The sequence below is a fragment of the Pseudomonas sp. TMW22080 genome (assembly GCF_022496745.1).
Classification (GTDB): Bacteria; Pseudomonadota; Gammaproteobacteria; order Pseudomonadales; family Pseudomonadaceae; genus Aquipseudomonas; species Aquipseudomonas bubulae.
The window spans coordinates 22,914-45,240 of record NZ_SCFF01000008.1; the positions used below are offsets into that span (position 1 = coordinate 22,914).

Annotated in this window: 23 protein-coding genes; 21 read left to right on the forward strand and 2 right to left on the reverse strand. The window is 59.3% G+C overall.

The window, feature by feature from the left end; all coding sequences use genetic code 11:
• The first annotated feature begins 18 nt into the window (after window positions 1-18).
• The 4 genes from EQV96_RS22865 to EQV96_RS22880 are packed head-to-tail and all read left to right on the forward strand — an operon-like array spanning window position 19 to window position 2,608.
• Window positions 19-204: a Trm112 family protein gene (locus tag EQV96_RS22865; RefSeq protein WP_086796064.1), complete on the forward strand. Its 186-nt coding sequence runs from the start codon at window positions 19-21 to the stop codon at window positions 202-204.
• On the forward strand, window positions 201-965 hold the full coding sequence (kdsB, locus tag EQV96_RS22870; RefSeq protein WP_095019638.1) for a 3-deoxy-manno-octulosonate cytidylyltransferase: 765 nt from the start codon (window positions 201-203) through the stop codon (window positions 963-965). The genes EQV96_RS22865 and kdsB overlap by 4 nt, the downstream gene beginning before the upstream one ends.
• Window positions 962-1,981: a UDP-N-acetylmuramate dehydrogenase gene (murB, locus tag EQV96_RS22875; RefSeq protein WP_095003148.1), complete on the forward strand. Its 1,020-nt coding sequence runs from the start codon at window positions 962-964 to the stop codon at window positions 1,979-1,981. The genes kdsB and murB overlap by 4 nt, the downstream gene beginning before the upstream one ends.
• 15 nt (window positions 1,982-1,996) lie before the next feature.
• Window positions 1,997-2,608 carry a hypothetical protein gene (locus EQV96_RS22880; protein ID WP_240882444.1) on the forward strand — a complete coding sequence of 204 codons (612 nt, stop codon included), beginning with the start codon at window positions 1,997-1,999 and terminating at the stop codon, window positions 2,606-2,608.
• Window positions 2,609-2,677: 69 nt separating this feature from the next.
• On the opposite strand, the gene rne is transcribed toward EQV96_RS22880, so the two are convergent.
• On the reverse strand, window positions 2,678-5,941 hold the full coding sequence (gene rne, locus EQV96_RS22885; protein WP_240882445.1) for a ribonuclease E: 3,264 nt from the start codon (window positions 5,939-5,941) through the stop codon (window positions 2,678-2,680).
• Window positions 5,942-6,661: 720 nt separating this feature from the next.
• Here rne and rluC point away from each other — a divergent pair.
• From rluC to EQV96_RS22900, 3 genes are read left to right on the forward strand one after another with little or no spacing between them, the layout of a single operon-like run.
• Window positions 6,662-7,624 (forward strand): 23S rRNA pseudouridine(955/2504/2580) synthase RluC, encoded by a 963-nt coding sequence (rluC, locus tag EQV96_RS22890; RefSeq protein WP_095003150.1) that lies wholly within the window; start codon window positions 6,662-6,664, stop codon window positions 7,622-7,624.
• A complete protein-coding gene (locus EQV96_RS22895; protein WP_095003151.1) occupies window positions 7,611-8,276 on the forward strand; it encodes an HAD-IA family hydrolase in 666 nt (221 codons plus the stop codon). The genes rluC and EQV96_RS22895 overlap by 14 nt, the downstream gene beginning before the upstream one ends.
• A gap of 20 nt (window positions 8,277-8,296) precedes the next feature.
• On the forward strand, window positions 8,297-9,286 hold the full coding sequence (locus EQV96_RS22900) for a S49 family peptidase (protein WP_095003152.1): 990 nt from the start codon (window positions 8,297-8,299) through the stop codon (window positions 9,284-9,286).
• A gap of 336 nt (window positions 9,287-9,622) precedes the next feature.
• Here EQV96_RS22900 and EQV96_RS22905 read toward each other — a convergent pair whose 3' ends face one another.
• Complete coding sequence (locus EQV96_RS22905; protein WP_095003153.1) at window positions 9,623-10,201, reverse strand: nucleoside triphosphate pyrophosphatase; 579 nt, start codon at window positions 10,199-10,201, stop codon at window positions 9,623-9,625.
• Window positions 10,202-10,306: 105 nt separating this feature from the next.
• Between EQV96_RS22905 and EQV96_RS22910 the strand changes: the two genes are divergently transcribed.
• The 14 genes from EQV96_RS22910 to EQV96_RS22975 all read left to right on the forward strand — a co-directional run bounded on the left by EQV96_RS22910 (window position 10,307) and on the right by EQV96_RS22975 (window position 22,192).
• On the forward strand, window positions 10,307-10,834 hold the full coding sequence (locus EQV96_RS22910) for a YceD family protein (protein ID WP_016779948.1): 528 nt from the start codon (window positions 10,307-10,309) through the stop codon (window positions 10,832-10,834).
• A gap of 13 nt (window positions 10,835-10,847) precedes the next feature.
• Complete coding sequence (rpmF, locus tag EQV96_RS22915; RefSeq protein WP_003442519.1) at window positions 10,848-11,030, forward strand: 50S ribosomal protein L32; 183 nt, start codon at window positions 10,848-10,850, stop codon at window positions 11,028-11,030.
• A 4-nt stretch (window positions 11,031-11,034) separates the two neighbouring features.
• On the forward strand, window positions 11,035-12,045 hold the full coding sequence (gene plsX, locus EQV96_RS22920; protein WP_095003155.1) for a phosphate acyltransferase PlsX: 1,011 nt from the start codon (window positions 11,035-11,037) through the stop codon (window positions 12,043-12,045).
• A gap of 126 nt (window positions 12,046-12,171) precedes the next feature.
• Window positions 12,172-13,110, forward strand: a complete 939-nt coding sequence (gene fabD / locus EQV96_RS22925; RefSeq protein ID WP_095003156.1) for an ACP S-malonyltransferase — start codon at window positions 12,172-12,174, stop codon at window positions 13,108-13,110.
• Window positions 13,111-13,126: 16 nt separating this feature from the next.
• A complete protein-coding gene (gene fabG / locus EQV96_RS22930; RefSeq protein ID WP_016779951.1) occupies window positions 13,127-13,870 on the forward strand; it encodes a 3-oxoacyl-ACP reductase FabG in 744 nt (247 codons plus the stop codon).
• Window positions 13,871-14,061: 191 nt separating this feature from the next.
• Complete coding sequence (gene acpP / locus EQV96_RS22935) at window positions 14,062-14,298, forward strand: acyl carrier protein (RefSeq protein ID WP_016779952.1); 237 nt, start codon at window positions 14,062-14,064, stop codon at window positions 14,296-14,298.
• A gap of 111 nt (window positions 14,299-14,409) precedes the next feature.
• On the forward strand, window positions 14,410-15,654 hold the full coding sequence (gene fabF, locus EQV96_RS22940; protein WP_029611296.1) for a beta-ketoacyl-ACP synthase II: 1,245 nt from the start codon (window positions 14,410-14,412) through the stop codon (window positions 15,652-15,654).
• Window positions 15,654-16,472: an aminodeoxychorismate lyase gene (gene pabC, locus EQV96_RS22945; protein ID WP_240882446.1), complete on the forward strand. Its 819-nt coding sequence runs from the start codon at window positions 15,654-15,656 to the stop codon at window positions 16,470-16,472. The genes fabF and pabC overlap by 1 nt, the downstream gene beginning before the upstream one ends.
• A 3-nt stretch (window positions 16,473-16,475) precedes the next feature.
• Window positions 16,476-17,570, forward strand: a complete 1,095-nt coding sequence (gene mltG, locus EQV96_RS22950; RefSeq protein ID WP_095019643.1) for an endolytic transglycosylase MltG — start codon at window positions 16,476-16,478, stop codon at window positions 17,568-17,570.
• Window positions 17,571-17,582: 12 nt separating this feature from the next.
• Window positions 17,583-18,215: a dTMP kinase gene (gene tmk, locus EQV96_RS22955; RefSeq protein ID WP_095003159.1), complete on the forward strand. Its 633-nt coding sequence runs from the start codon at window positions 17,583-17,585 to the stop codon at window positions 18,213-18,215.
• Window positions 18,208-19,194 (forward strand): DNA polymerase III subunit delta', encoded by a 987-nt coding sequence (locus tag EQV96_RS22960; RefSeq protein ID WP_095025751.1) that lies wholly within the window; start codon window positions 18,208-18,210, stop codon window positions 19,192-19,194. Before tmk ends, EQV96_RS22960 begins: the two co-directional genes overlap by 8 nt.
• A gap of 33 nt (window positions 19,195-19,227) precedes the next feature.
• On the forward strand, window positions 19,228-20,010 hold the full coding sequence (locus tag EQV96_RS22965; RefSeq protein ID WP_240882447.1) for a TatD family hydrolase: 783 nt from the start codon (window positions 19,228-19,230) through the stop codon (window positions 20,008-20,010).
• A gap of 446 nt (window positions 20,011-20,456) precedes the next feature.
• The gene (locus tag EQV96_RS22970; RefSeq protein WP_019827947.1) at window positions 20,457-21,098 is read left to right on the forward strand and encodes a TetR/AcrR family transcriptional regulator; all 642 of its coding nucleotides are present in this window, start codon (window positions 20,457-20,459) and stop codon (window positions 21,096-21,098) included.
• A 125-nt stretch (window positions 21,099-21,223) separates the two neighbouring features.
• On the forward strand, window positions 21,224-22,192 hold the full coding sequence (locus EQV96_RS22975) for a radical SAM protein (protein ID WP_169917134.1): 969 nt from the start codon (window positions 21,224-21,226) through the stop codon (window positions 22,190-22,192).
• Window positions 22,193-22,327 lie beyond the last annotated feature (135 nt).

Here is a 22,327-nt window from a genome sequence, read left to right on the forward strand (position 1 = left end):
ATCTCAAGGGGAACATTTATGGACACCAAGCTGCTCGATATCCTCGCCTGCCCTGTTTGCAAAGGCCCGCTCAAGCTCAGCGCCGACAAGACCGAGCTGATCAGCAAGGGCGCAGGCCTGGCTTACCCGATCCGTGATGGCATTCCGGTAATGCTCGAAACCGAAGCCCGCACCCTCACTGCCGAAGAGCGTCTGGATAAATGATCCCGGTTTTTACCGTCGTTATCCCGTCGCGCTATGCCTCGACCCGTTTACCGGGCAAGCCGCTGCAAATGATCGCCGGCAAGCCGATGGTCCAGCATGTCTGGGAGCAGGCCTGTAAAAGCAGCGCGCAACGTGTGGTCGTTGCCACTGACGATATGCGTATTGTCGAGGCCTGCAAGGCGTTCGGCGCCGAGGTGCTGCTGACCCGTGCCGACCATGAATCCGGCACTGATCGCCTGGCCGAAGTGGCTACGCAACTGGGTCTGGCCAGCGATGCCATTGTGGTTAACGTGCAGGGCGATGAGCCGATGATCCCGCCACAGGTGATCGATCAGGTTGCGCTCAACCTGGCGGCCCATGGCGAGGCGAGCATGGCGACCCTGGCCGAGCCTATCGATGATGTCGAGACGCTGTTCAATCCCAATGTGGTCAAGGTGGTCAGTGATATCAACGGGCTGGCGCTGACCTTCAGCCGGGCCACGTTGCCCTGGGCGCGGGATGACTTTGCACTGCACCCGGACGCACTGCCAGCAGGCGTGCCTTACCGTCGACATATCGGCATCTACGCCTATCGAGCGGGCTTCCTGCATGACTTCGTCAGCTGGGGGCCTTGCTGGCTCGAAAACACCGAGCGCCTCGAGCAACTGCGGGCGCTGTGGCATGGTGTGCGTATTCACGTGGCCGATGTGCTTGAAGCTCCGCCTGCCGGGGTAGATACCGTGGAAGATCTTGAGCGCGTTCGGCGTTTGCTGGAGTCATGAGTTTGGACATGCAGGTCAATGCGTCGCTCAAGCCCTTCAATAGCTTTGGTGTTGATGTGAAGGCCAGCCTGTTTGCCCAGGCGCACAACGATGATGATGTGCGCCAGGCCTTGCTGTGTGCGGCTGAGCACAAGTTGCCGTTGCTGGTGATTGGCGGCGGCAGCAACCTGCTGTTGACCGGCGATGTGCCAGCGCTGGTTTTGCGCATGGCCAGTCGCGGTATCCGCTTGCTGGAAGATGATGGCGAGCGGGTAGTGGTGGAGGCTGAAGCGGGGGAGGTCTGGCATGCCTTCGTGCTGTGGACCCTTGAGCAGGGCTTGTCGGGCCTGGAAAACCTCAGCCTGATCCCTGGCACCGTGGGTGCCGCGCCGATGCAGAATATCGGCGCCTATGGGGTCGAGATCAAGGATGTATTCGCAGGCCTTACAGCGCTCGACCGACAAACCGGCGAGTTGCGTGAGTTCAGTCTGGCCGAATGCAACTTTGCCTATCGTGACAGTCTGTTCAAGCAGCAGGCCGGGCGCTGGTTGATTTTGCGTGTGCGCTTTGCCCTGAGCAGGGCCATGCATCTGCATCTGGAGTACGGCCCTGTGCGTCAGCGCCTGGCCGAGCAGGGCATTGAGCAGCCGACGGCCTGTGATGTAAGTCGGGCTATCTGCAGTATCCGCAGCGAAAAACTGCCTGACCCTGCGGTGTTGGGCAATGCCGGCAGCTTCTTCAAGAATCCGCTGGTATCGGCAAGCCTGGCGGCGGAATTGAAATTGGCCCACCCCGGCCTGATTGGTTACCCACAAGCCGATGGCCAGGTAAAGCTGGCGGCGGGCTGGCTGATCGAAACTGCAGGCTGGAAGGGCTTTCGTGAGGCGGATGCCGGAGTGCATCGCCTGCAGTCGTTGGTGCTGGTCAACTATGGGTCGGCTACCGGTTTGCAGTTGCTGGCCCTTGCGCAGCGTATTCAGGCAGATATCGAGCAGCGCTTTGCGGTGCAGCTGGAGATGGAGCCCAACCTGTATTAGCGGTCTGGACTATCAATGAAGCACATACCGGCAGGGGTGCTGGCGTTGGCACTGGTGACGTTGACCGGTTGTGTCACTGCTCCGCCCAAAGATCAAAACAACCTGTGCAGTATCTATAGGCAATATCCGGCCTGGTACAAAGACTCGGTAGCGATGCAGGAGCGCTGGGGCACGCCTGTGCATGTTGCGATGGCAATCATGAAGCAGGAAAGCAGCTTCGTTGCCGATGCGCTTCCGCCTCGTGCTTACCTTTTGTGGGTCATCCCGTGGGGTCGGGTCAGCCCGTCCTACGGCTATGCACAGGCTCAGCCTCCGGCATGGCGTGACTTTGAAAACAGCATGGGCAGTTCCGGGTCGCGCGACAATTTCGCTGACGCCATCATGTTTATCGGTTGGTACACCGCGGGTACCCAGCGGCAATTGGGGATCTCCAAGTGGGATACCTATAACCAGTACCTGGCGTATCACGAGGGCAGGGGGGGTTACAGTCGCAATACCTATCGCGCCAAACCCTGGTTGATGCAGGTGGCGCGTAAAGTCGAGCAGCAGTCCAAAACCTATGGTGCACAGCTTGGCCAATGTCGCGGTGAGCTGGAGAAAGGTCGTCGCTCGTTCTGGCCTTTTTGATTTAATTCGCAGGCATAAAAAAAGCCCCGCCAGTTCATAACTGGCGGGGCTTTTTAATGGCCTTTGGAATTAGGCGAGGGGTTTATCCTCGTGTGCCTTTTCCTGGGCTACGCCTTCATGCGCAGTTGCCTGAGCGGCCGCTGCAGCAGCTGCCTCTTCACGCTTGCGGCGACGTACTTCACGCGGGTCGTTAGGTGCGCGACCGTTGCTTGGGGCGCTGACAACCGGAGTTGCTGCAACCACTACCTCAACCACTTCAGTTGTCACAACAGTCTCAACGGGGGCCGGCTCTACGGCTACTATCGTTTCGACCGCGGCTTCAACGGTTACCACTTCAGGTGCGGCAACAGGCTCTGCTACGGCTTCAGTAACGGCAGGCTCTGCTACTGGCGCGCGCACAACGCGGGCTTCGCGGGCATGCGGTGCTTTTTCGATAACCGGAGTTTCGACCGCTGGTGCTTCCACCACGGCTTCAACCACTGGCTCTGGAGTCGCTGCAACCGGCTGGGCAACGGCCTGGACTTCAGGCTGTGCTTCTTGAGCTGGTGCAACTTCAACTTCAGGCGCCTTGACGGCTTCGATCGGCGTCACTGCTTCTACTGTTGGCGCTTCTACTACCGGTGCTTCTACTACTGGAGTTTCAACAACAGGCGTTTCAGTGGTCGGTGCCTGGGCAGCGACTGCTTCTACTTTGGTTGCTGCTTCGCCAGCGGTTTCAACAGCTGGGGCCTGGGCCGCAGGTGTTTCGACAGCCACAATTTCCTTGTCAGCTTCAACGACGGCCAAGGTTTCAACCGGGGCCGATTCCTGGGCCACTTCTGTTGCGCGTTCTGCCTGCTGGTGCGCCTGGGCTTCAGCAGGAGCGCTGACGACCTGGCTGGCAACGGTTTCAGTCACGGCCACGACGGCTGCTTCAGAGGTGGTTGCAGGAGCGTTCTGGCTGTTGCCTTCTTCGCTGTTCTCTTCCGAGCCTTCAATCACGTTGCCGTTGGCGTCACGCTGACGCTCGCGGCGGTTGCTGCGACGACGCTGGCCACGGGAGCGACGACGTGGACGATCGCCTTCGGCGTTGTCCTGGGTCTCGTCCTGGGACTGCTCTTCACCGTTCAGCACTTCTTCGTCTTCAGCGGCAGCTACAACCTGCTCTTCGCGTGGCGCACGTTCTTCGCGAGGTGCGCGCGGCTGGCGCTCTTCACGCGGCTGACGGGCTGGGCGCTCTTCAGCTACAGCAGTGGTAGCGGCCACAGCGGCTACGGCTGGTGCTGCATCCAGAGGCTCGCGCAGTTCACGTACGCGCTCTTCGCGTTCGCCACGCGGCTTGCGGTCTTCACGTGGTGCACGCGGCGCACGTTCTTCGCGCGGTGGACGCGGTGCGCGCTCTTCGCGAGGGGCTTGAGCCACAACCGGAGTTTCTTCGCGAGGGCTGCGCTCTTCGCGTGGTTCGCGAGCGGCACGCTCTTCACGTGGAGCACGCTCTTCGCGCGGTTTACGTTCTTCGTCACGACGACCGTTGCGGTTACGGCTCTGCTGGCGACCGTTGCGACGTTCTTCGTTGCGTGCAGGGCGCTCAGGGGTTGCCGGCTTCTCGACTACGGTCGGTGCTGCAGGCTCTTCCTTGGAGGCAAACAGGCTTACCAGCGACTTGACCAGGCCCTTGAACAGGCTTGGCTCAGCGATGGTGGCCGCCGGTGCAGGAGCAGGTGCGGCAGCAGCAGCGGCTTCGGTCGGAACCGGTGCCGAGGTGCGTGGCGGTGCTGTTTTAACGGCGGCTTCCTGGCGAACCAGGGTGCGGGTGGCAGCAGCCGGTTGAACTTCTTCCACTTCAGCGGCAGCGGCAGCGATTTCATAGCTGGACTGGTTGGTGTGGGCTTCCGGGCTGTCATCACGCAGGCGCTGAACTTCGAAGTGCGGCGTTTCGAGGTGGTCGTTCGGCAGAATGACGATGCGGGCACGGGTACGCAGTTCGATCTTGGTGATCGAGTTGCGTTTTTCGTTGAGCAGGAACGCTGCAACCGGGATTGGCACCTGGGCGCGGACTTCGGCAGTGCGGTCCTTCAGGGCTTCTTCTTCGATCAGGCGCAGGATCGCCAGCGACAGCGATTCAACATCACGGATGATGCCGGTGCCGTTGCAGCGCGGGCAAACGATGCCGCTGCTTTCGCCCAGGGATGGGCGCAGACGCTGACGGGACATTTCCAGCAGGCCGAAGCGCGAGATACGACCCACTTGTACGCGGGCGCGGTCGGCTTCCAGGCATTCGCGGACTTTTTCTTCCACTGCGCGCTGGTTTTTGGCCGGGGTCATGTCGATGAAGTCGATGACGATCAGGCCGCCGATGTCGCGCAGGCGCAACTGACGGGCGATTTCTTCCGCCGCTTCAAGGTTGGTTTGCAGTGCGGTTTCTTCGATATCGCTGCCTTTGGTGGCGCGGGCCGAGTTGATGTCGATGGACACCAGGGCTTCGGTCGGGTCGATAACGATGGAACCGCCGGAAGGCAGTTCAACGACGCGCTGGAAAGCGGTCTCGATCTGGCTTTCGATCTGGAAACGATTGAACAGCGGAACGCTGTCTTCGTAGAGTTTGATTTTGCTGGCGTACTGCGGCATCACCTGGCGGATAAAGGTCAGGGCTTCGTCCTGGGCTTCAACGCTGTCGATCAGCACTTCGCCGATGTCCTGGCGCAGGTAGTCGCGGATGGCGCGGATGATCACGTTGCTTTCCTGGTAGATCAGGAAGGGTGCGGCGCGATCCAGCGAGGCTTCTTTGATGGCGGTCCACAGTTGCAGCAGGTAATCGAGGTCCCACTGCATTTCTTCACTGCTGCGGCCAAGGCCGGCAGTGCGAACGATCAGGCCCATGTCGGCAGGAGCGATCAGGCCGTTCAGCGCTTCACGCAGTTCGTTGCGCTCTTCACCTTCGATGCGGCGGGAGATACCGCCTGCACGCGGGTTGTTCGGCATCAGGACCAGGTAGCGGCCGGCGAGGCTGATAAACGTGGTCAGGGCTGCGCCCTTGTTGCCGCGTTCTTCTTTTTCGACCTGCACGATGACTTCCTGGCCTTCGCTCAGGACGTCCTTGATGTTGACGCGGCCTTCAGGGGCTTTCTTGAAGTACTCGCGGGAGATTTCTTTGAGGGGCAGGAAGCCGTGGCGCTCGGAGCCGAAATCGACAAAGGCAGCCTCAAGGCTTGGTTCGATGCGAGTAATACGGCCTTTATAGATGTTGGCTTTCTTCTGCTCGCGAGCACCCGACTCGATGTCCAGGTCGTAGAGGCGTTGGCCATCTACCAGTGCAACGCGCAACTCTTCAGGTTGAGTTGCGTTAATCAGCATTCTTTTCATGTTGTACCGTCGGTTTCCGGGCTACCGGAAACGGCGTTCGGCACACACGACTTCTCATGGTCGGTGTCAGGTGCGTCAGGAGTTGTTGGCCACTCCTGTGTACAGCGAGGTTCGACCCTTGGGGGCGAAGTCGCGACTTACGCTTCCTGCTTGCTGTGGTGCTAATGCACCTCTTAAGCAAAAGTCTGGTCAGGAGGAGGAATCAACCGGCGGCTGTGGACGAGATGAAGCGTCTTGATAAAGCCTATTGCTACACAGTCCGGCGGTTGTGCATCTCCACCCTACACGTATCCCTGATAATTCGGGTGCTGCCGCGCGCAGAATCCGCAGCGGGTTGGCATTTACCGTGTTCTCCAAAGGGGAGTTCACGCATCATGGCTAATAAAGGCGTTGTTTCCGAAGCATTCGCTCGAAATTCCCGAGGCTGACTGCACTTTGTGAACTGGCCGTGAATATCGGCGTAAAAGGCGAGTTTGCACTCTGCTTTCCAGGCTCGCTTCAGGCCTCATGTCACCTGCGCTTGTTACAACTCCAGGTCTTGCGTATCCAGCAAAAGCCCCGTAGGACGGCCTCGCGTCCTGATCAAGAGCGTTGGTCAGGGCCGGTTGTTCACCGTTAATCCTCTGTCCAGGCCGCTTTTGGCGGCGTTCGCGACTATAGCAGCAATGATTAAGTGCTTCAATTCCATAAAAAATTGTTATCATTCACGGCATGACGACGACTACCCCCCCGACCCCCAGCGTCCAGCTGCTTGAGGTCTCGCCGGAATATGCCGGCCAACGCATCGACAACTTCCTTCTTGCTCGGCTCAAGGGTGTTCCCAAGACCTTGATTTACCGCATTTTGCGTAAAGGCGAAGTGCGTGTGAACAAGGGCCGGATCAAGCCCGAGTACAAGCTGCAGGCCGGCGATATCGTGCGCGTGCCGCCGGTTCGCGTGCCTGAGCGCGACGAGCCGGTGCCTGTGGCCCAGGGTTTGTTGCTGCGCCTTGAAGCGGCCATTGTCTATGAAGACAAGGCCCTGATTATATTGAACAAGCCAGCAGGCATCGCCGTGCACGGCGGCAGCGGCCTGACCTTTGGCGTGATTGAAGCCTTTCGTCAGATGCGCCCGGACGTCAAGGAGCTGGAGCTGGTGCATCGCCTGGACCGTGACACGTCCGGCCTGCTGATGATCGCCAAAAAGCGCAGCATGTTGCGTCATTTGCACGAGGCCCTGCGCGGCGACGGTATCGACAAGCGTTATATGGCTCTGGTGCGTGGCAACTGGGCGGCGTCCATCAAGCAGGTGCGTGCGCCGCTGATGAAGAGCAACTTGCGTTCGGGTGAGCGCATGGTTGAAGTCAACGAAGACGAAGGCAAAGAGTCGGTCACTGTGTTCAAGGTGCTGCGCCGCTTTGGTGATTTTGCAACCATGGTCGAAGCGCGACCGATTACCGGGCGTACTCACCAGATCCGTGTGCATACCTTGCATGCCGGGCATTGCATTGCCGGCGACAGCAAGTACGGTGATGAGGGGTTCTCCAAGGAAATCCGCGACCTGGGCGGCAAGCGCCTGTTTCTGCATGCCTACATGCTGACCGTGCCGATGCCCGATGGGACTGAAATGAAATTCCAGGCCCCGGTCGATGAAATGTGGGCCAAAACCGTGGAGCGTCTGAGTGCCCCTTACTGAGTACAAGCTGCTCATTTTTGACTGGGATGGCACGCTGGCTGATTCCATTGGTCGGATTGTCACGGCGATGCAGGGTGCGGCGCAACGTGCGGGGCGTCCGGTACGTGATGCGCAGGCGGTCAAGGGGATTATCGGTCTGGGGTTGCCTGAGGCGATCCTGACCCTTTACCCCGACATGCCCCCGGAGCAGGTGATTGCCTTCCGCCAGCACTATGCCGATATTTATATCGCCATGGATGCCGAGCCTTCGCCGTTGTTTGCGGGAGTCCGGGAATCGCTGGAAGCATTCCGTGCCCAGGGCTATCGTCTGGCGGTGGCCACGGGCAAGGCCCGTCGTGGCCTTGATCGTGTGCTCAAGGCCCACGGCTGGGAGGATTTCTTCGATATCACCCGTGCTGCAGACGAGACCGCCAGCAAGCCTGATCCGTTGATGCTCAATCAGATCCTGGCTCATTGCGATGTGTGTCCGCAGCAGGCGTTGATGGTGGGTGATGCGTCCTTTGATTTGCTGATGGCGCGCAATGCGGGTATCGACTCGGTTGCGGTAGGCTATGGTGCTCAATCGATGGAGCGCTTGCTGACGTTCGAGCCCCGGTTGGCAATTGACAGTTTTCCCGAGTTGCGTGCCTGGCTTGATCGCCAGGCTAATTAAGATCTTTGCTGGGGTAGTGCATGGTCGATCAATGGAAGGCGCCCTCTGCGGCTGAAAACACTGTCGGTGGTGACAAAAGCTGGCAGTTGCTGGAAAAAACCCTGTTGGCGGGCATTCAGGAGCAGCGCCGCTCGCGGCGCTGGGGCATTTTCTTCAAGGTGTTGATGTTCTGCTACCTGATTGCGGTGTTGTTGCTGTTTACCCCGTTGGTGAGTATGGAGCGCAGCGCTGTCGGCGGTTCCAGCTACACCGCGCTGATCGATGTGCGTGGTCCGATTGCCGATAAGGAACCGGCCAGTGCCGACAATCTGGTCACCAGCCTGCAGGCTGCGTTTGACGATCCGCGGGTCAAGGGGGTGGTGCTGCGCATCAACAGCCCGGGCGGCAGTCCTGTGCAGTCGGGTTATGTCTACGATGAAATCCGTCGCCTGCGTGGGCTGCATCCCGATACCAAGGTGTATGCGGTGATTTCCGATCTGGGGGCATCCGGGGCTTATTACATTGCCAGTGCTGCTGATGAGATCTACGCCGACAAGGCCAGTCTCGTCGGGTCGATTGGCGTGACGGCGGCAGGCTTCGGTTTCGTCGGTGCGATGGACAAGCTGGGTATTCAGCGTCGTGCTTACACGTCGGGCGACCACAAGGCGTTCCTGGATCCGTTTGAGCCGGAAAAGCCGGATGAGACCAAGTTCTGGCAGGGTGTGTTGAATGTGACGCACCAGCAGTTCATTGACAGCGTCAAGCAGGGGCGTGGCGATCGCCTGAAAGACAAGGAGCACCCGGAGCTGTTCTCGGGCCTGGTCTGGACGGGGCAGCAGGCGCTGCCGCTGGGGTTGATTGACGGGCTGGGCAATACCAGTTCGGTTGCCCGTGACGTGATCGGCGCCAAGGAGCTGGTGGACTTCACGGTGCAGGAATCGGCTTTCGACCGCTTCTCGAAAAAGCTCGGTGCCAGCGTGGCTGAGCAATTGGCCATGTGGATGGGCTTTCAGGGGCCGACGCTGCGCTGATTGTTGAGTGCTTCAAACAAGCCGGCCTGAAAGAGGGCCGGTTTTTTTATGGCTGGCAAAAAGTTTAGAGGCTCTATGTCGCGTAGCAGCTGCCGAAGGAGCGAGGCTGCGTTCGGCGGCGAAGCCGTCGTGAAATCAGCTGGCGCGGTGCGTCGTCGAATTGCGATCATCGGGTTTACGACGGCTTCGCCGCCGAACGCAGTCTTCGTTCCTCGGCAGCTGCAGGAACACTGCAACTGTGGGAGCGAGCCTGCTCGCGAAGGTCGTTCGCGAGCAGGCTCGCTCCCACAATAGGGCTTGACCTGCAACAGAGTATCTACAGAGTGTCCGGCTTATTCATGGCAGGTGTACGCCCTCGGCAAGCAGCATGTCCACCAGTCGGATCAGTGGCAGGCCGACCAGGCTGGTGGCGTCATCGCCTTCGGTGCGCTGAAACAGGCTCACGCCAAGCCCTTCGGCTTTAAAGCTGCCTGCGCAGTCGTAGGGCTGCTCGGCGCGCAGATAACGCTCGATCTGCTCTGCGCTCAGGCTGCGCATGTGTACGGTAAACGGCACGCAATCGGTCTGATAATGGCCGGTCTGGCTGTTGAGCAGAGTCAGGCCGGTCAGGAAGCTGACGCTGGCACCGCTTGCTGTGGTCAATTGCTGGTGCGCTTTTTCGTAAGTGTGGGGTTTGCCGATGATCCGTCCGTCGAGTACGGCAACCTGGTCCGAGCCGATAATCAGATGATTCGGATGGCTGGCAGCCAGCGCGCGGGCTTTTTCCAGTGACAGGCGCTTGACCAGTTCGATGGCGGTCTCGCCTTGATGATGGCCTTCGTCGATATCCGGCGAGCTGCACGTGAAGGGCAGACGCAGGCGAGACAATAAATCGCGGCGATAAACCGAGCTTGAAGCGAGTAATAAAGGTAGCATGCGCGACTCCTGTAGGCAGTTGACGATTCTAATGCTCGTACGCAATGTCGCACAGACACAATTTCCTTTGACACGTGAAGGGGTCCTCCCTAGAATGCTGCGCCTATGTTGAATGACCCGATTCCACCTCACGTTGACCCGCGCAAATTGGCTGATCGTGGCACTACCCTTCAAGGTGAAGTGTTGCTGGCTGATTTGGAGAGACTCTGCGATCCGCTTTCCGACGATGTCGGTACGGTCCAGGCTAAATTTGTTTTTGAGCGCGACGAACGTAGATCTGTGGTAATACACAGCTCCATCGACGTCGAGGTCAAGATGGTTTGCCAGCGTTGTCTTGAGCTGGTCACCCTGCCGATCCACAGCGAATGCAGTTACGCCGTGGTGAAAGAGGGTGCGAATACCCAGTCGTTACCGAAAGGTTATGACGTGCTGGAACTGGGCGAAGATCCATTGGATCTGCATGCACTGATCGAGGAGGAGCTTTTGCTCGCCTTGCCCATTGTGCCTGCTCATCATCCGGAAGAATGCCAGCAGCCGGCGGGTCTCGATGAGCCCGAACCAGGCGAGGACGAGGTAACGCGGTCCAACCCGTTCAGTGTATTGGCGCAGTTAAAGCGTGACCCAAACGTTTAGGAGTTAATCAATTATGGCTGTTCAGCAGAACAAAAAATCCCGCTCTGCCCGTGACATGCGTCGTTCGCACGATGCTCTTTCGGCTAGCACTCTGTCTGTAGAAAAAACCACCGGTGAAATTCACCTGCGTCACCACGTATCGCCAGAAGGCGTATACCGTGGTCGTAAAGTGATCGACAAGGGCGCTGACGAGTAATCACTTGTCCGCTCAGGTCATCGCGATCGACGCAATGGGCGGGGACTTCGGTCCCCGCAGCATTGTTCAGGCCTGTATTGCCTGCCTGTCTGCTACTCCCTCGCTGCATCTGACCCTCGTTGGTCAACCTTCCCTACTTGAATCCCTGATCGCTGGCCATTCGGCTGTGGATCGCTCGCGCCTGTCTATTGTCCCGGCTTCAGAAGTCATTGCCATGAATGAGCGGCCTTCCCATGCCCTGCGCAGCAAGCCGGACTCGTCCATGCGCGTTGCTCTGGAGTTGCTCCGTGATGGCAAGGTGCAAGCTTGTGTCAGTTCCGGTAACACGGGGGCGCTGATGGCCTTGTCCCGGCATGTGCTCAAGACCTTGCCGGGCATCGACCGTCCAGCGATGGTGGCGGCAGTTCCGACCCAGACCGGCTACTGTCAGTTGCTGGATCTGGGGGCAAATGTCGATTGCACGGCCAGTCAGTTGTTCCAGTTTGCGGTGATGGGCTCGGTGGCGGCGCAGGCGCTTGGTGTGCCTCGTCCGCGGGTCGCCTTGCTCAATATCGGTACCGAGGACGTCAAGGGCAATCAGCAGGTCAAGGAGGCGGCGGCATTGTTGCAGGCGGCGCCGGGGTTGCATTACATCGGTTTTGTCGAAGGCGACGGGGTGTATCGGGGCGAAGCTGATGTGGTGGTGTGTGACGGGTTTGTCGGCAACATCATGCTCAAGTCCAGCGAAGGCCTGGCAACGATGATTTCGAGCCGGCTTGAGGCGGTGTTCAGGCGCAACCTGTTCAGTCGCTTCGTGGGCGTGCTGGCATTGCCGTTGATGCGGCGCTTGCAGGCGGATCTGGCGCCGGCGCGGCATAATGGTGCGAGCTTTCTCGGCTTGCAGGGCATTGTGGTCAAGAGTCACGGTTCGGCAGGTGCTCAGGGCTTTCAAAGTGCAATTGAACGTGCGCTGATTGAAATCCATGAAGACCTGCCAAAGCGTTTGTATGGGCGCCTTGAAGGGTTGTTGCCGTAGGCGTTTTAGCGGTCGGGCGCTTAAATGTGACCGCCCGGTCCAATCAGCCATCCAACTGTCAGTTTCTTGCGTCCGCCACGGCAGGACGTCAATTCTCCGACGACAAGATCATTAGGGGCTTGTTACATGTCTACATCCCTCGCATTCGTCTTTCCAGGGCAGGGTTCGCAGTCCCTCGGCATGTTGGCCGAGCTGGGCGCGGCACATCCGCTGGTCCTGGAAACATTTAAAGAAGCGTCTGACGCCCTGGGTTACGACCTGTGGGCGCTGACCCAGGAAGGTCCTGCCGAGAAGCTGAACCAGACTGATATCACCCAGCCTGCCATCCTTGCGGCCTCGATTGCCCTTTGGCGTCTGTGGCTGGCTGAAGGTGGCAAGCGTCCTGACTTCGTTGCCGGCCACAGCCTGGGCGAGTACAGCGCGCTGGTGGCCGCCGAATGCCTGACCCTGGCCGAGGCGGTCAAGCTGGTCGAGCGTCGTGGTCAGTTGATGCAAGAGGCCGTACCGGCCGGGCAGGGCGCCATGGCGGCGATCCTGGGTCTGGAAGATGCCGATGTACTGGCTGCCTGTGCTGAAGCTGCGCAAGGCGAAGTGGTCAGCGCGGTCAACTTCAACTCGCCGGGTCAGGTCGTGATTGCCGGGGCCAAGGCCGCTGTCGAGCGCGCCATGGAACTGTGCAAGGCCAAGGGCGCCAAGCGTGCCTTGCCGTTGCCGGTAAGCGTACCGTCGCACTGCGAACTGATGCGTCCAGCTGCCGAGCGTTTTGCCGAGTCCATTGAAGCGATCGACTGGAAAATGCCGGCCATTGCCCTGGTGCAGAATGTCAGCGCCGCGGTGGCAGCCGATTTGCCAACCCTCAAGCGCGATTTGCTTGAGCAGCTGTACAAGCCTGTGCGCTGGGTTGAATCGGTTCAGGCCCTGGCGGCCAATGGTCCGGTTGACCTGGTCGAATGCGGTCCGGGCAAGGTCCTGGTGGGCATCAGCAAGCGCTGTGCCGAAGGCGTTACCACTCACAATTTGAATACCCCGGATGCCTTCGCCGCTGCGCGCTTGGCTCTGGTCTGAATCAGGAGAAGCCTGCATGAGCTTGCAAGGTAAAGTTGCACTGGTAACAGGCGCAAGCCGTGGCATTGGCCAGGCTATCGCGTTGGAGTTGGGTCGTCAGGGCGCCATTGTCATTGGCACGGCGACTTCCGCTTCCGGTGCCGAGCGCATCGCTGCCACCCTGAAAGAAAACGGTGTTCAGGGCACTGGCATGGAACTCAACGTGACCAGCAATGAATCGGTTGCTGCGGTACTGGCGAGCATTCAGGAGCAGTTCGGCGCGCCGGCGATCCTGGTCAATAATGCCGGTATCACCCGTGATAACCTGATGATGCGCATGAAAGATGACGAATGGCATGATGTCATCGACACCAACCTGAACAGTCTGTATCGCCTGTCCAAAGGTGTTTTGCGCGGCATGACCAAGGCCCGTTGGGGACGAATTATCAATATTGGCTCTGTTGTGGGTGCCATGGGCAACGCTGGCCAAGTAAACTACGCCGCCGCCAAGGCAGGCCTTGAAGGTTTCGGTCGTGCTCTGGCACGTGAAGTGGGCTCTCGCTCGATCACTGTCAACTCGGTCGCTCCAGGTTTTATCGACACCGATATGACCCGTGAGCTGCCAGAAGCACAGCGCGAAGCCTTGCAGACGCAGATTCCGCTGGGCCGTCTGGGCCAGGCTCAAGAGATCGCAAACGTGGTCGCTTTCCTGGCATCCGACGGTGCAGCCTACGTGACCGGGGCTACAATTCCGGTCAACGGCGGGATGTACATGAGTTAAATGTGACGGATTGCTTCAAAAAAATGTCATACGAGCTGTCTAAAATCCGTTATAAAGCTGCAATCTTTTTATAGGTGGCCGGTTGTTGCGGGGTGAGTGCAAAGCTTTCAGTTGAAAAACCGAAAAGGCTTTCGATACACTTGCCCACTGGCCAGCTGCCTGAATTTGTCCATTAGGAGTGAAAACAAGGTATGAGCACCATCGAAGAGCGCGTCAAGAAAATCGTTGCCGAGCAACTGGGCGTTAAAGAAGAAGAAGTGACCAATGCCGCTTCCTTCGTTGAAGACCTGGGTGCCGACTCCCTTGACACCGTTGAGCTTGTGATGGCTCTGGAAGAGGAATTCGAGACTGAGATTCCTGACGAAGAAGCTGAAAAGATCACTACTGTACAAGCAGCAATCGACTACGTTACTAGCCACCAGGCGTAATAGTTTGTAATCGTTGCTCGCTGTCATGGAAAAACCGCACTGCCGCTCTGGCGTGCGGTTTTTTCTTTAGGTGTGATGCAAAGTGTCGTCAATAGAATAAAGGAGAGTGCTGTGTCGCGTAGACGCGTCGTAGTCACCGGTATGGGGATGTTGTCGCCACTGGGTGCGGATGTTCCGAGCACCTGGCAAGGCATTCTGGCAGGCCGTAGTGGCATTGGTCTGATCGAACACACGGATCTTTCTGCCTATTCCACCCGTTTTGGCGGCTCGGTACAGGGCTTTAACGTTGAGGACTACCTCTCCGTCAAAGAAGCCCGAAAACTTGACCTGTTTATTCAATACGGTCTGGCAGCCGGGTTTCAGGCTGTGCGCAATTCCGGCCTGGAAGTTACCGACGCCAATCGTGAGCGCATCGGTGTGGCAATGGGTTCGGGTATTGGCGGTCTGACCAATATCGAAGAAACCAGCCGTACCCTGCACGAGCAAGGCCCGCGACGGATTTCTCCGTTTTTTGTGCCGGGCTCGATCATCAACATGATTTCCGGCTTTCTGTCTATCCACCTGGGTACACAGGGGCCTAACTACGCCATCGCCACAGCCTGTACCACCGGTACGCACTGTATTGGCATGGCGGCGCGCAACATTGCCTACGGCGAAGCCGATGTGATGATTGCAGGTGGCGCAGAAATGGCTGCTTGCGGTCTGGGCATGGGCGGCTTTGGTGCTTCCCGTGCGCTGTCGACCCGCAACGACGACCCGACCCGGGCCAGCCGTCCGTGGGACAAGGGCCGTGACGGTTTTGTGCTGTCCGACGGTGCCGGCGCGCTGGTGCTCGAAGAGCTCGAGCATGCCAAGGCGCGTGGCGCGACCATCTACGCCGAGCTGATCGGTTTTGGTATGAGCGGTGACGCTTTCCACATGACCTCGCCTCCGGCTGACGGTGCGGGTGCGGCACGCTGCATCACCAATGCCTTGCGTGATGCCCGGGTCAACCCTGATCAGGTGCAGTACATCAACGCCCACGGCACCTCGACGCCTGCCGGTGACCTGGCAGAAGTTTCGGCGATCAAGTCGGTGTTCGGCGATCACGCCTACAACCTGGCCGTGAGTTCGACCAAGTCCATGACCGGTCACCTGTTGGGTGCCGCCGGTGCAGTCGAGGCGATCTTCAGCGTACTGGCCATCAACAGCCAGATTGCACCGCCGACCATCAACCTCGACGAGCCTGATGAGGGCTGCGACCTGGACTTCGTGCCGCACACGCCGCGCGAAATGCCGATCGATGTGGTGCTGTCCAACTCGTTCGGTTTTGGTGGCACCAACGGCTCGCTGGTGTTCCGCCGGTACGCCGAGTAATGCAAAGCTGGGTCGACGGTCAACCGGCGAGCGCCCTGGCGTCGCTTAAAGACCGTGGGCTGGCCTATGGCGATGGACTGTTCGAGACCATCGCCGTCAAGGCTGGCACGCCGTTGCTGCTGGAGCTGCACCTGCAGCGCCTGGCGCAAGGGTGTTCCCGGCTGGCGATTGTTGCGGATCAAGCACTGATCCGCAGCGAATTGCTGGCTTACGCCCACGCGATGGGCGAGGGCGTCCTCAAGCTCATCCTGACCCGCGGCGACAGCCAGCGCGGTTATGGTATATCCCCCGGGGCCATGCCTCGAAGAATTCTGCAAGCCAGCCCGGCTGCTGCCTGGCCTGAAGCGCACGCGCTGCAGGGTGTCCGGCTGTTTGACTGTGCCACCCGTCTGGCCGAGCAACCGCTATTGGCCGGGCTCAAACACCTCAATCGACTCGAACAGGTCATTGCGCGCTCCGAATGGCAAGACCCGGCCTGTGCCGAAGGGTTGATGCGCGACACTTCGGGGCGGGTGATTGAAGGTGTGTTCAGCAATCTGTTTATTGTGCGTGACGGCGTTTTGCTGACTGCCGACCTGCGCCGCTGCGGTGTGGCTGGCGTGATGCGGGCTGCACTGCTGGCCGAGGCCGGGCGCCTGGGCATCCCTTGCCATGTTACCGATATCAGCCTTGCGCAGTTGCAACAGGCCGATGAACTCTTTCTCTGCAACAGCGTATATGGCATTTGGCCGGTGCGCGCTTTTGCAGACCTTAGCTGGCCGGTGGGGCCGCTGACCCGTAAACTGCAAGGTATTGCTCGCACCTTACTGGATGTCTGATTCGTGAAACGTAAAATCTTGGTGCTGCTGGAGACAGGTCTGGTGCTGGCGGGCTTGCTGCTGGGCGTCAGTGCCTGGAAGCTCAACTCGGCGCTCGACCAGCCGCTGAACCTGACGCAAGAGCAATTGCTCGATGTCCCGGCCGGCGCCACGCCGACTGGCACGTTCAATCGACTGGAAGCTGACGGTACCCTGCAAGACGCATTCTGGCTGCGTCTTTACTGGCGCTTTAACCTTGAAGGCCAGCCTTTGCACAGCGGCGAATATCGCATGACTCCGGGCATGACCGCCCAGGAGTTGATCGGTGTGTGGCAGCGTGGTGAGGTGGTGCAATACAGCCTGACCCTGGTTGAAGGCTGGAACTTTCGCCAGGTGCGTAGCGCCCTGGCCAAACACGAAAAAATCGAACAGACCCTCGACGGCCTGAGCGACAGCGAAGTCATGGCCAAACTCGGGCACGAAGGGGTATTCCCGGAAGGGCGGTTTTTCCCTGATACCTACCGTTTTGTGCGTGGGATGACCGATGCCCAGTTGCTGGAAAAGGCTTACGACCGTCTGGATAAAGTGCTGGCCCAGGAATGGGAGCAGCGTGACCCGGGCGTACCCTATACAACGCCATACCAGGCGCTGATCATGGCTTCCCTGGTGGAAAAAGAAACCGGCGTGCCACAAGAGCGTGGGCAAATTGCCGGAGTATTTGTGCGTCGGATGAAAATCGGCATGCCACTGCAAACCGATCCTACGGTGATCTACGGTCTGGGTGAGCGATACAACGGCAAACTGACCCGCGCCCATTTGCGCGAGCCTACGCCGTACAACACCTACACCATTCCCGGTCTGCCGCCGACACCGATTGCCATGGTCGGGCGTGAGGCCATTTATGCCGCACTGCACCCGGCGGATGGCACCAGCCTGTACTTTGTGGCCAAGGGCGATGGCAGCCACACGTTTTCCGATGACCTGGATGCGCACAACTCTGCTGTGCGTGAATTCCAGATCAAACGTCGGGCCGATTATCGTTCGAGCCCTGCGCCGACCCCCGCTGCTGAACCGGCAAGCGCCCCGGTCGAGCCGCAAAGTCCGAAAGACACTGATTAAGGATTGCCGCTTGTGACTGGCTTGTTTATTACCTTGGAAGGCCCCGAAGGCGCGGGCAAAAGTACCAATCGCGAGTACCTGGCAGAGCGTTTGCGCGCCGCAGGCATCGACGTGGTGCTGACCCGCGAACCTGGCGGCACGCCGCTGGCCGAGCGCATCCGCGAGCTGCTGCTCACGCCCAGCGACGACGCTATGTGTGCCGATACCGAGCTGTTACTGGTGTTCGCTGCCCGCGCCCAGCATCTGGCCGAAGTCATTCGCCCGGCGCTGGCCCGTGGTGCAGTAGTGCTGTGTGATCGCTTTACCGACGCCACCTATGCCTATCAGGGCGGTGGCCGGGGCTTGCCCCGTGAGCGCATCGCAACCCTGGAGACCTTTGTTCAGGGGGCTCTGCGCCCGGATCTGACCCTGGTGTTCGATCTGCCCATCGAAGTCGGCATGGCCCGTGCCAGTGCCCGCGGTCGCCTCGACCGCTTTGAGCAGGAAGGCCGCACCTTCTTTGACGCCGTGCGCAGTACCTACCTTGAACGTGCCAGGCTTGAGCCCGGGCGCTACCGCCTGATCGATGCCGCACAAACCCTGGAGCAGGTGCAGGGCCAGCTCGACGCCCTGTTGCCGCAATTGCTGGGCATGCACCGTGGCTGAGGCTTATCCGTGGCAAGACGGTCTGTGGCAGCAGATGGCCGGGCGCGCGCAGCACGCTCATGCCTACCTGCTGCACGGCCCGGCGGGCATCGGCAAGCGGGCGCTGGCCGAGCGGCTGATGGCCAGCCTGCTGTGCAAGCAGCCGGTCGGGCTTGAGGCTTGCGGTACGTGCAAGTCCTGTTCGTTGCTGGCGGCGGGCAGTCACCCCGACAACTACATTCTTGAGCCTGAAGAGGCTGACAAGGCGATCAAGGTAGACCAGGTGCGTGATCTGGTCAGTTTTGTGGTGCAGACCGCCCAGTTGGGCGGGCGCAAGGTGGTGCTGGTCGAGCCGGTGGAGGCGATGAACATCAACGCCGCCAACGCCTTGCTCAAAAGCCTTGAAGAACCCTCGGGCAACACTGTCTTGCTGTTGGTCAGTCATCAGTCCAGCCGGTTGCTGCCGACCATTCGCAGCCGCTGTGTGCAGCAGGCCTGCCCGTTGCCAAGTGAAGCGCTGAGCCTTGAATGGCTGGCCCATGCGCTGCCCGATATCCCTGAGGCCGAGCGGGTCGAATTACTGACTCTGGCAGCCGGTTCCCCCCTGGTGGCCGTCAAGCTGCAGGCCCAGGGTGTGCGCGAGCAGCGTGCGGCGGTGGTTGAGGGGGTTAAAAAACTGCTCAAGCGCGAGTTGTCGGCCAGTCAGTTGGCTGAAAGCTGGAAAGCCATCCCGCTGCTGTTGCTCTTTGACTGGTTTTGCGACTGGTCGAACCTGATCCTGCGCTATCAACTGACTCAGGACGAAGCCGGTCTCGGGCTGGAGGACATGCGCAAAGTGCTGCAGTACCTGGCGCAGAAGACTGCGCAGGACAAAGTCCTGACTATTCAGGACTGGATTCTTGCCCAGCGCCAGAAGGTCTTGAGCAAGGCCAACCTCAACCGTGATCTGTTGCTTGAAGCGTTGCTGGTGCAGTGGGCAGGCCTGCCCGGCCAGCGCTGATCTGACTGAATTGATAAACAGGTAATTTTTTGTATGCTGGTTGACTCCCATTGCCATCTCGATCGTCTTGATCTGAGCGCCCATGACGGCTCGCTGGATGCCGCCCTTGAGGCTGCGCGCCAACGTGGTGTCGGGCATTTTCTATGCATTGGCGTAAGCGCCGACAACGCGGCCGATGTCAAAGCCCTGACTGAGCGCTATGCCGATGTGGACTGCTCGGTGGGCGTCCATCCGCTGGACGTACAACCCGGTGCCGCACCGGCTCTGGACTGGCTGTTGGACGAATTGAATCACCCACGGGTGGTGGCCATTGGTGAAACTGGCCTGGACTACCACTACGAGCCTGAAGCAGCCGATTTGCAGCAACTGTCGTTCAGGGTTCACCTGGAGGCGGCACAACAGACCGGCAAGCCGGTGGTGATCCACACCCGCGGTGCCCGCGCCGATACCCTGGCCATGTTGCGTGAGGCAGCGTTGCCGCAGGCCGGTGTGCTGCATTGCTTTACCGAAGACTGGGACATGGCCAGGGCGGCGCTGGACATGGGTTACTACATCTCGCTGTCGGGGATTGTGACCTTTCGCAATGCTGATGCCCTGCGCAATGTGGCCCGTCAGGTGCCTGCCGACCGGCTGCTGGTCGAGACCGACTCGCCTTACCTCGCCCCGATCCCCCATCGTGGCAAGCCAAACCTGCCGCAATACGTGCGTGAAGTGGCTGAGTTTTTGGCGATGTTGCGCGGTGAGTCCTACGAACGCTTTGCAGAGCAAACCACCGAAAACTTCAAGCGCCTGTTCCCGCTGGCACGGGTCAGATGATTACGTGGCTTTGAGGGGGCGGGGTTGCTCGCGATGGGATCGCTGCGGTGTGTCTGCTAAACCGAGTTGCCTGTATCGCGAGCAAGCCCGTTCCTACAGGTTTGGCGTTTAACTGAACAGCAGGCAAAAAAAACCCGGGCTCTGGGGAATCCGGGTTAAGACCATTAGGAGTAAAACAAAGGCACACATTCCATTGCGGCCAATATCGGCGCAGCACTTTGGGGGGGATGTCACGCCGACATGATAAGTATTGGTCAGCTTTGTCGAACGTCCAGCCGTAGCTGATCGTTTTTTAAACAGATTTGGAATACCCCAGCTTCGCTTGAGTGCTCATCTAATCGTGGGTAAATCGTTTGAACCCATCGATATGCAGGATGATCCGTGCAATTTAGCGTGACTAATGCATAATACTCCGCTTCGATTTTGACCCGAACAGACCTTTTCTTATGCACAAAGAACCCCGTAAGGTCCGTGAGTTTCGTCGCCGTGAGCAAGAAATTCTCGATACCGCGCTCAAGCTGTTCCTCGACCTGGGTGAAGACAGTGTCACCGTCGAGATGATCGCTGATGCCGTGGGTATCGGCAAAGGCACGATCTACAAGCACTTCAAGTCCAAGGCCGAAATCTACCTGCGCCTGATGCTCGATTACGAGCGCGATTTGAACGAGCTGCTGCATTCCGCCGATGTGGATAAAGACAAGGAGGCGCTGTCCCGTGCCTACTTTGAGTTCCGCATGCGCGACCCGCAGCGCTACCGATTGTTTGATCGCCTTGAAGAGAAGGTGGTCAAGGGCAATCAGGTGCCTGAACTGGTCGAAGAGCTGCACAAGATCCGCGCTTCCAACTTTGAGCGCCTGACCCTGCTGATCAAGGGCCGCATCAGCGAAGGCAAGCTCGAAGACGTGCCGCCTTACTTCCATTATTGCGCGGCCTGGGCCCTGGTGCATGGTGCGGTGGCGCTGTATCACTCGCCGTTCTGGAGCAATGTGCTGGAAGATCAGGAGGGCTTTTTCCAGTTCCTGATGGACATCGGCGTGCGCATGGGCAACAAGCGCAAGCGTGACACCGACACCCCGGCAGTCGAGTAACCACAGCCTGTATTTGCCTTCATGGCTTATGGCCTTGAGGCTTATACTCAGGCTTGGGTCTTGCCAAAACCTGATTTATGAGTCAGGTTTTGCAGCGACCCATTTCCCCCGCGCCGGAGTCATTCATGATCGTTGATCGCCAAGGCAGACGTTTTCGCAATTTGCGGATCAGCCTGACTTCAGCCTGCAACTATGCCTGCACTTACTGTGTGCCCAACGGTAAACGGCTGGTGGCGGCACAGGATGAGCTGTCGGCCGAAGCCATGGTGCGCGGCGTGGCCTATCTGATCGAAGCTGCAGGCATCGAGCGCTTGCGCATCACCGGCGGTGAGCCGCTGATCAGCCCCAAGCTCGACACCTTTATGCGTGATGTCGGCCGGCTCGGCCTGGGTGATATCAGCCTGACTACAAATGGCCAATTGCTTGCGCGCAAACTGCCGTTGCTGCTGGACGCGGGCATCGCTCGCATCAACGTCTCCCTCGATACCCTTGACCCAGAAGCATTCCGCCGCATTGCCCGGGGCGGAGACCTGGCAACGGTGCTCGATGGCATGCAACAGGCGCGTGAGGCCGGGATCAAAATCAAGGTCAATATGGTGCCGCTGCGCGGGCAGAACCTGGATCAGGTCATACCGCTGCTGGAGTACTGCCTTGAGCGTGGTTACGAGCTGCGTTTTATCGAGCTTATGCGCATGGGGCACCTGGCCAGTGATGGCAATGCTTTCCTGCAGCAGTTCGTCAGCCTGCAGCAGTTGTTGGCGCTGATTGGCGAGCATCATGAATACCAGCAGGCTGATGCGCCCATCGACGCCACGGCGGTGCGTTACCAGATTCCCGGGCACGGGTATTTCGGCGTGATTGCCAACGAAAGCGTGCCGTTTTGCCGGACCTGCTCGCGGTTGCGGTTGTCGTCCACGGGGTGGCTGCATGGTTGCCTGTCATCGAGCAATCGCCACTATGTGGGTGATCTGCTGAACAAGCCGCGCCACGAGGCATTGCCAGCGCTGCAAGGTTTATTGATGAAAGCCCTGGGCGACAAACAGGACGTGGCTTTCTCGGGCGGCGCTACGGTGATGAAAATCATCGGCGGCTAACAATCTGAGTGGGAGCGGGCTTGCCTGCGATGCTGGCAACCCGGTCTTGCTGATACACCGAGTTGATGCCAAAGCGGGCAAGCCCGTTCCCACAGGGGAGGAGGGTGTTGGCGCGTAATCTGCATCTCGGGGCTA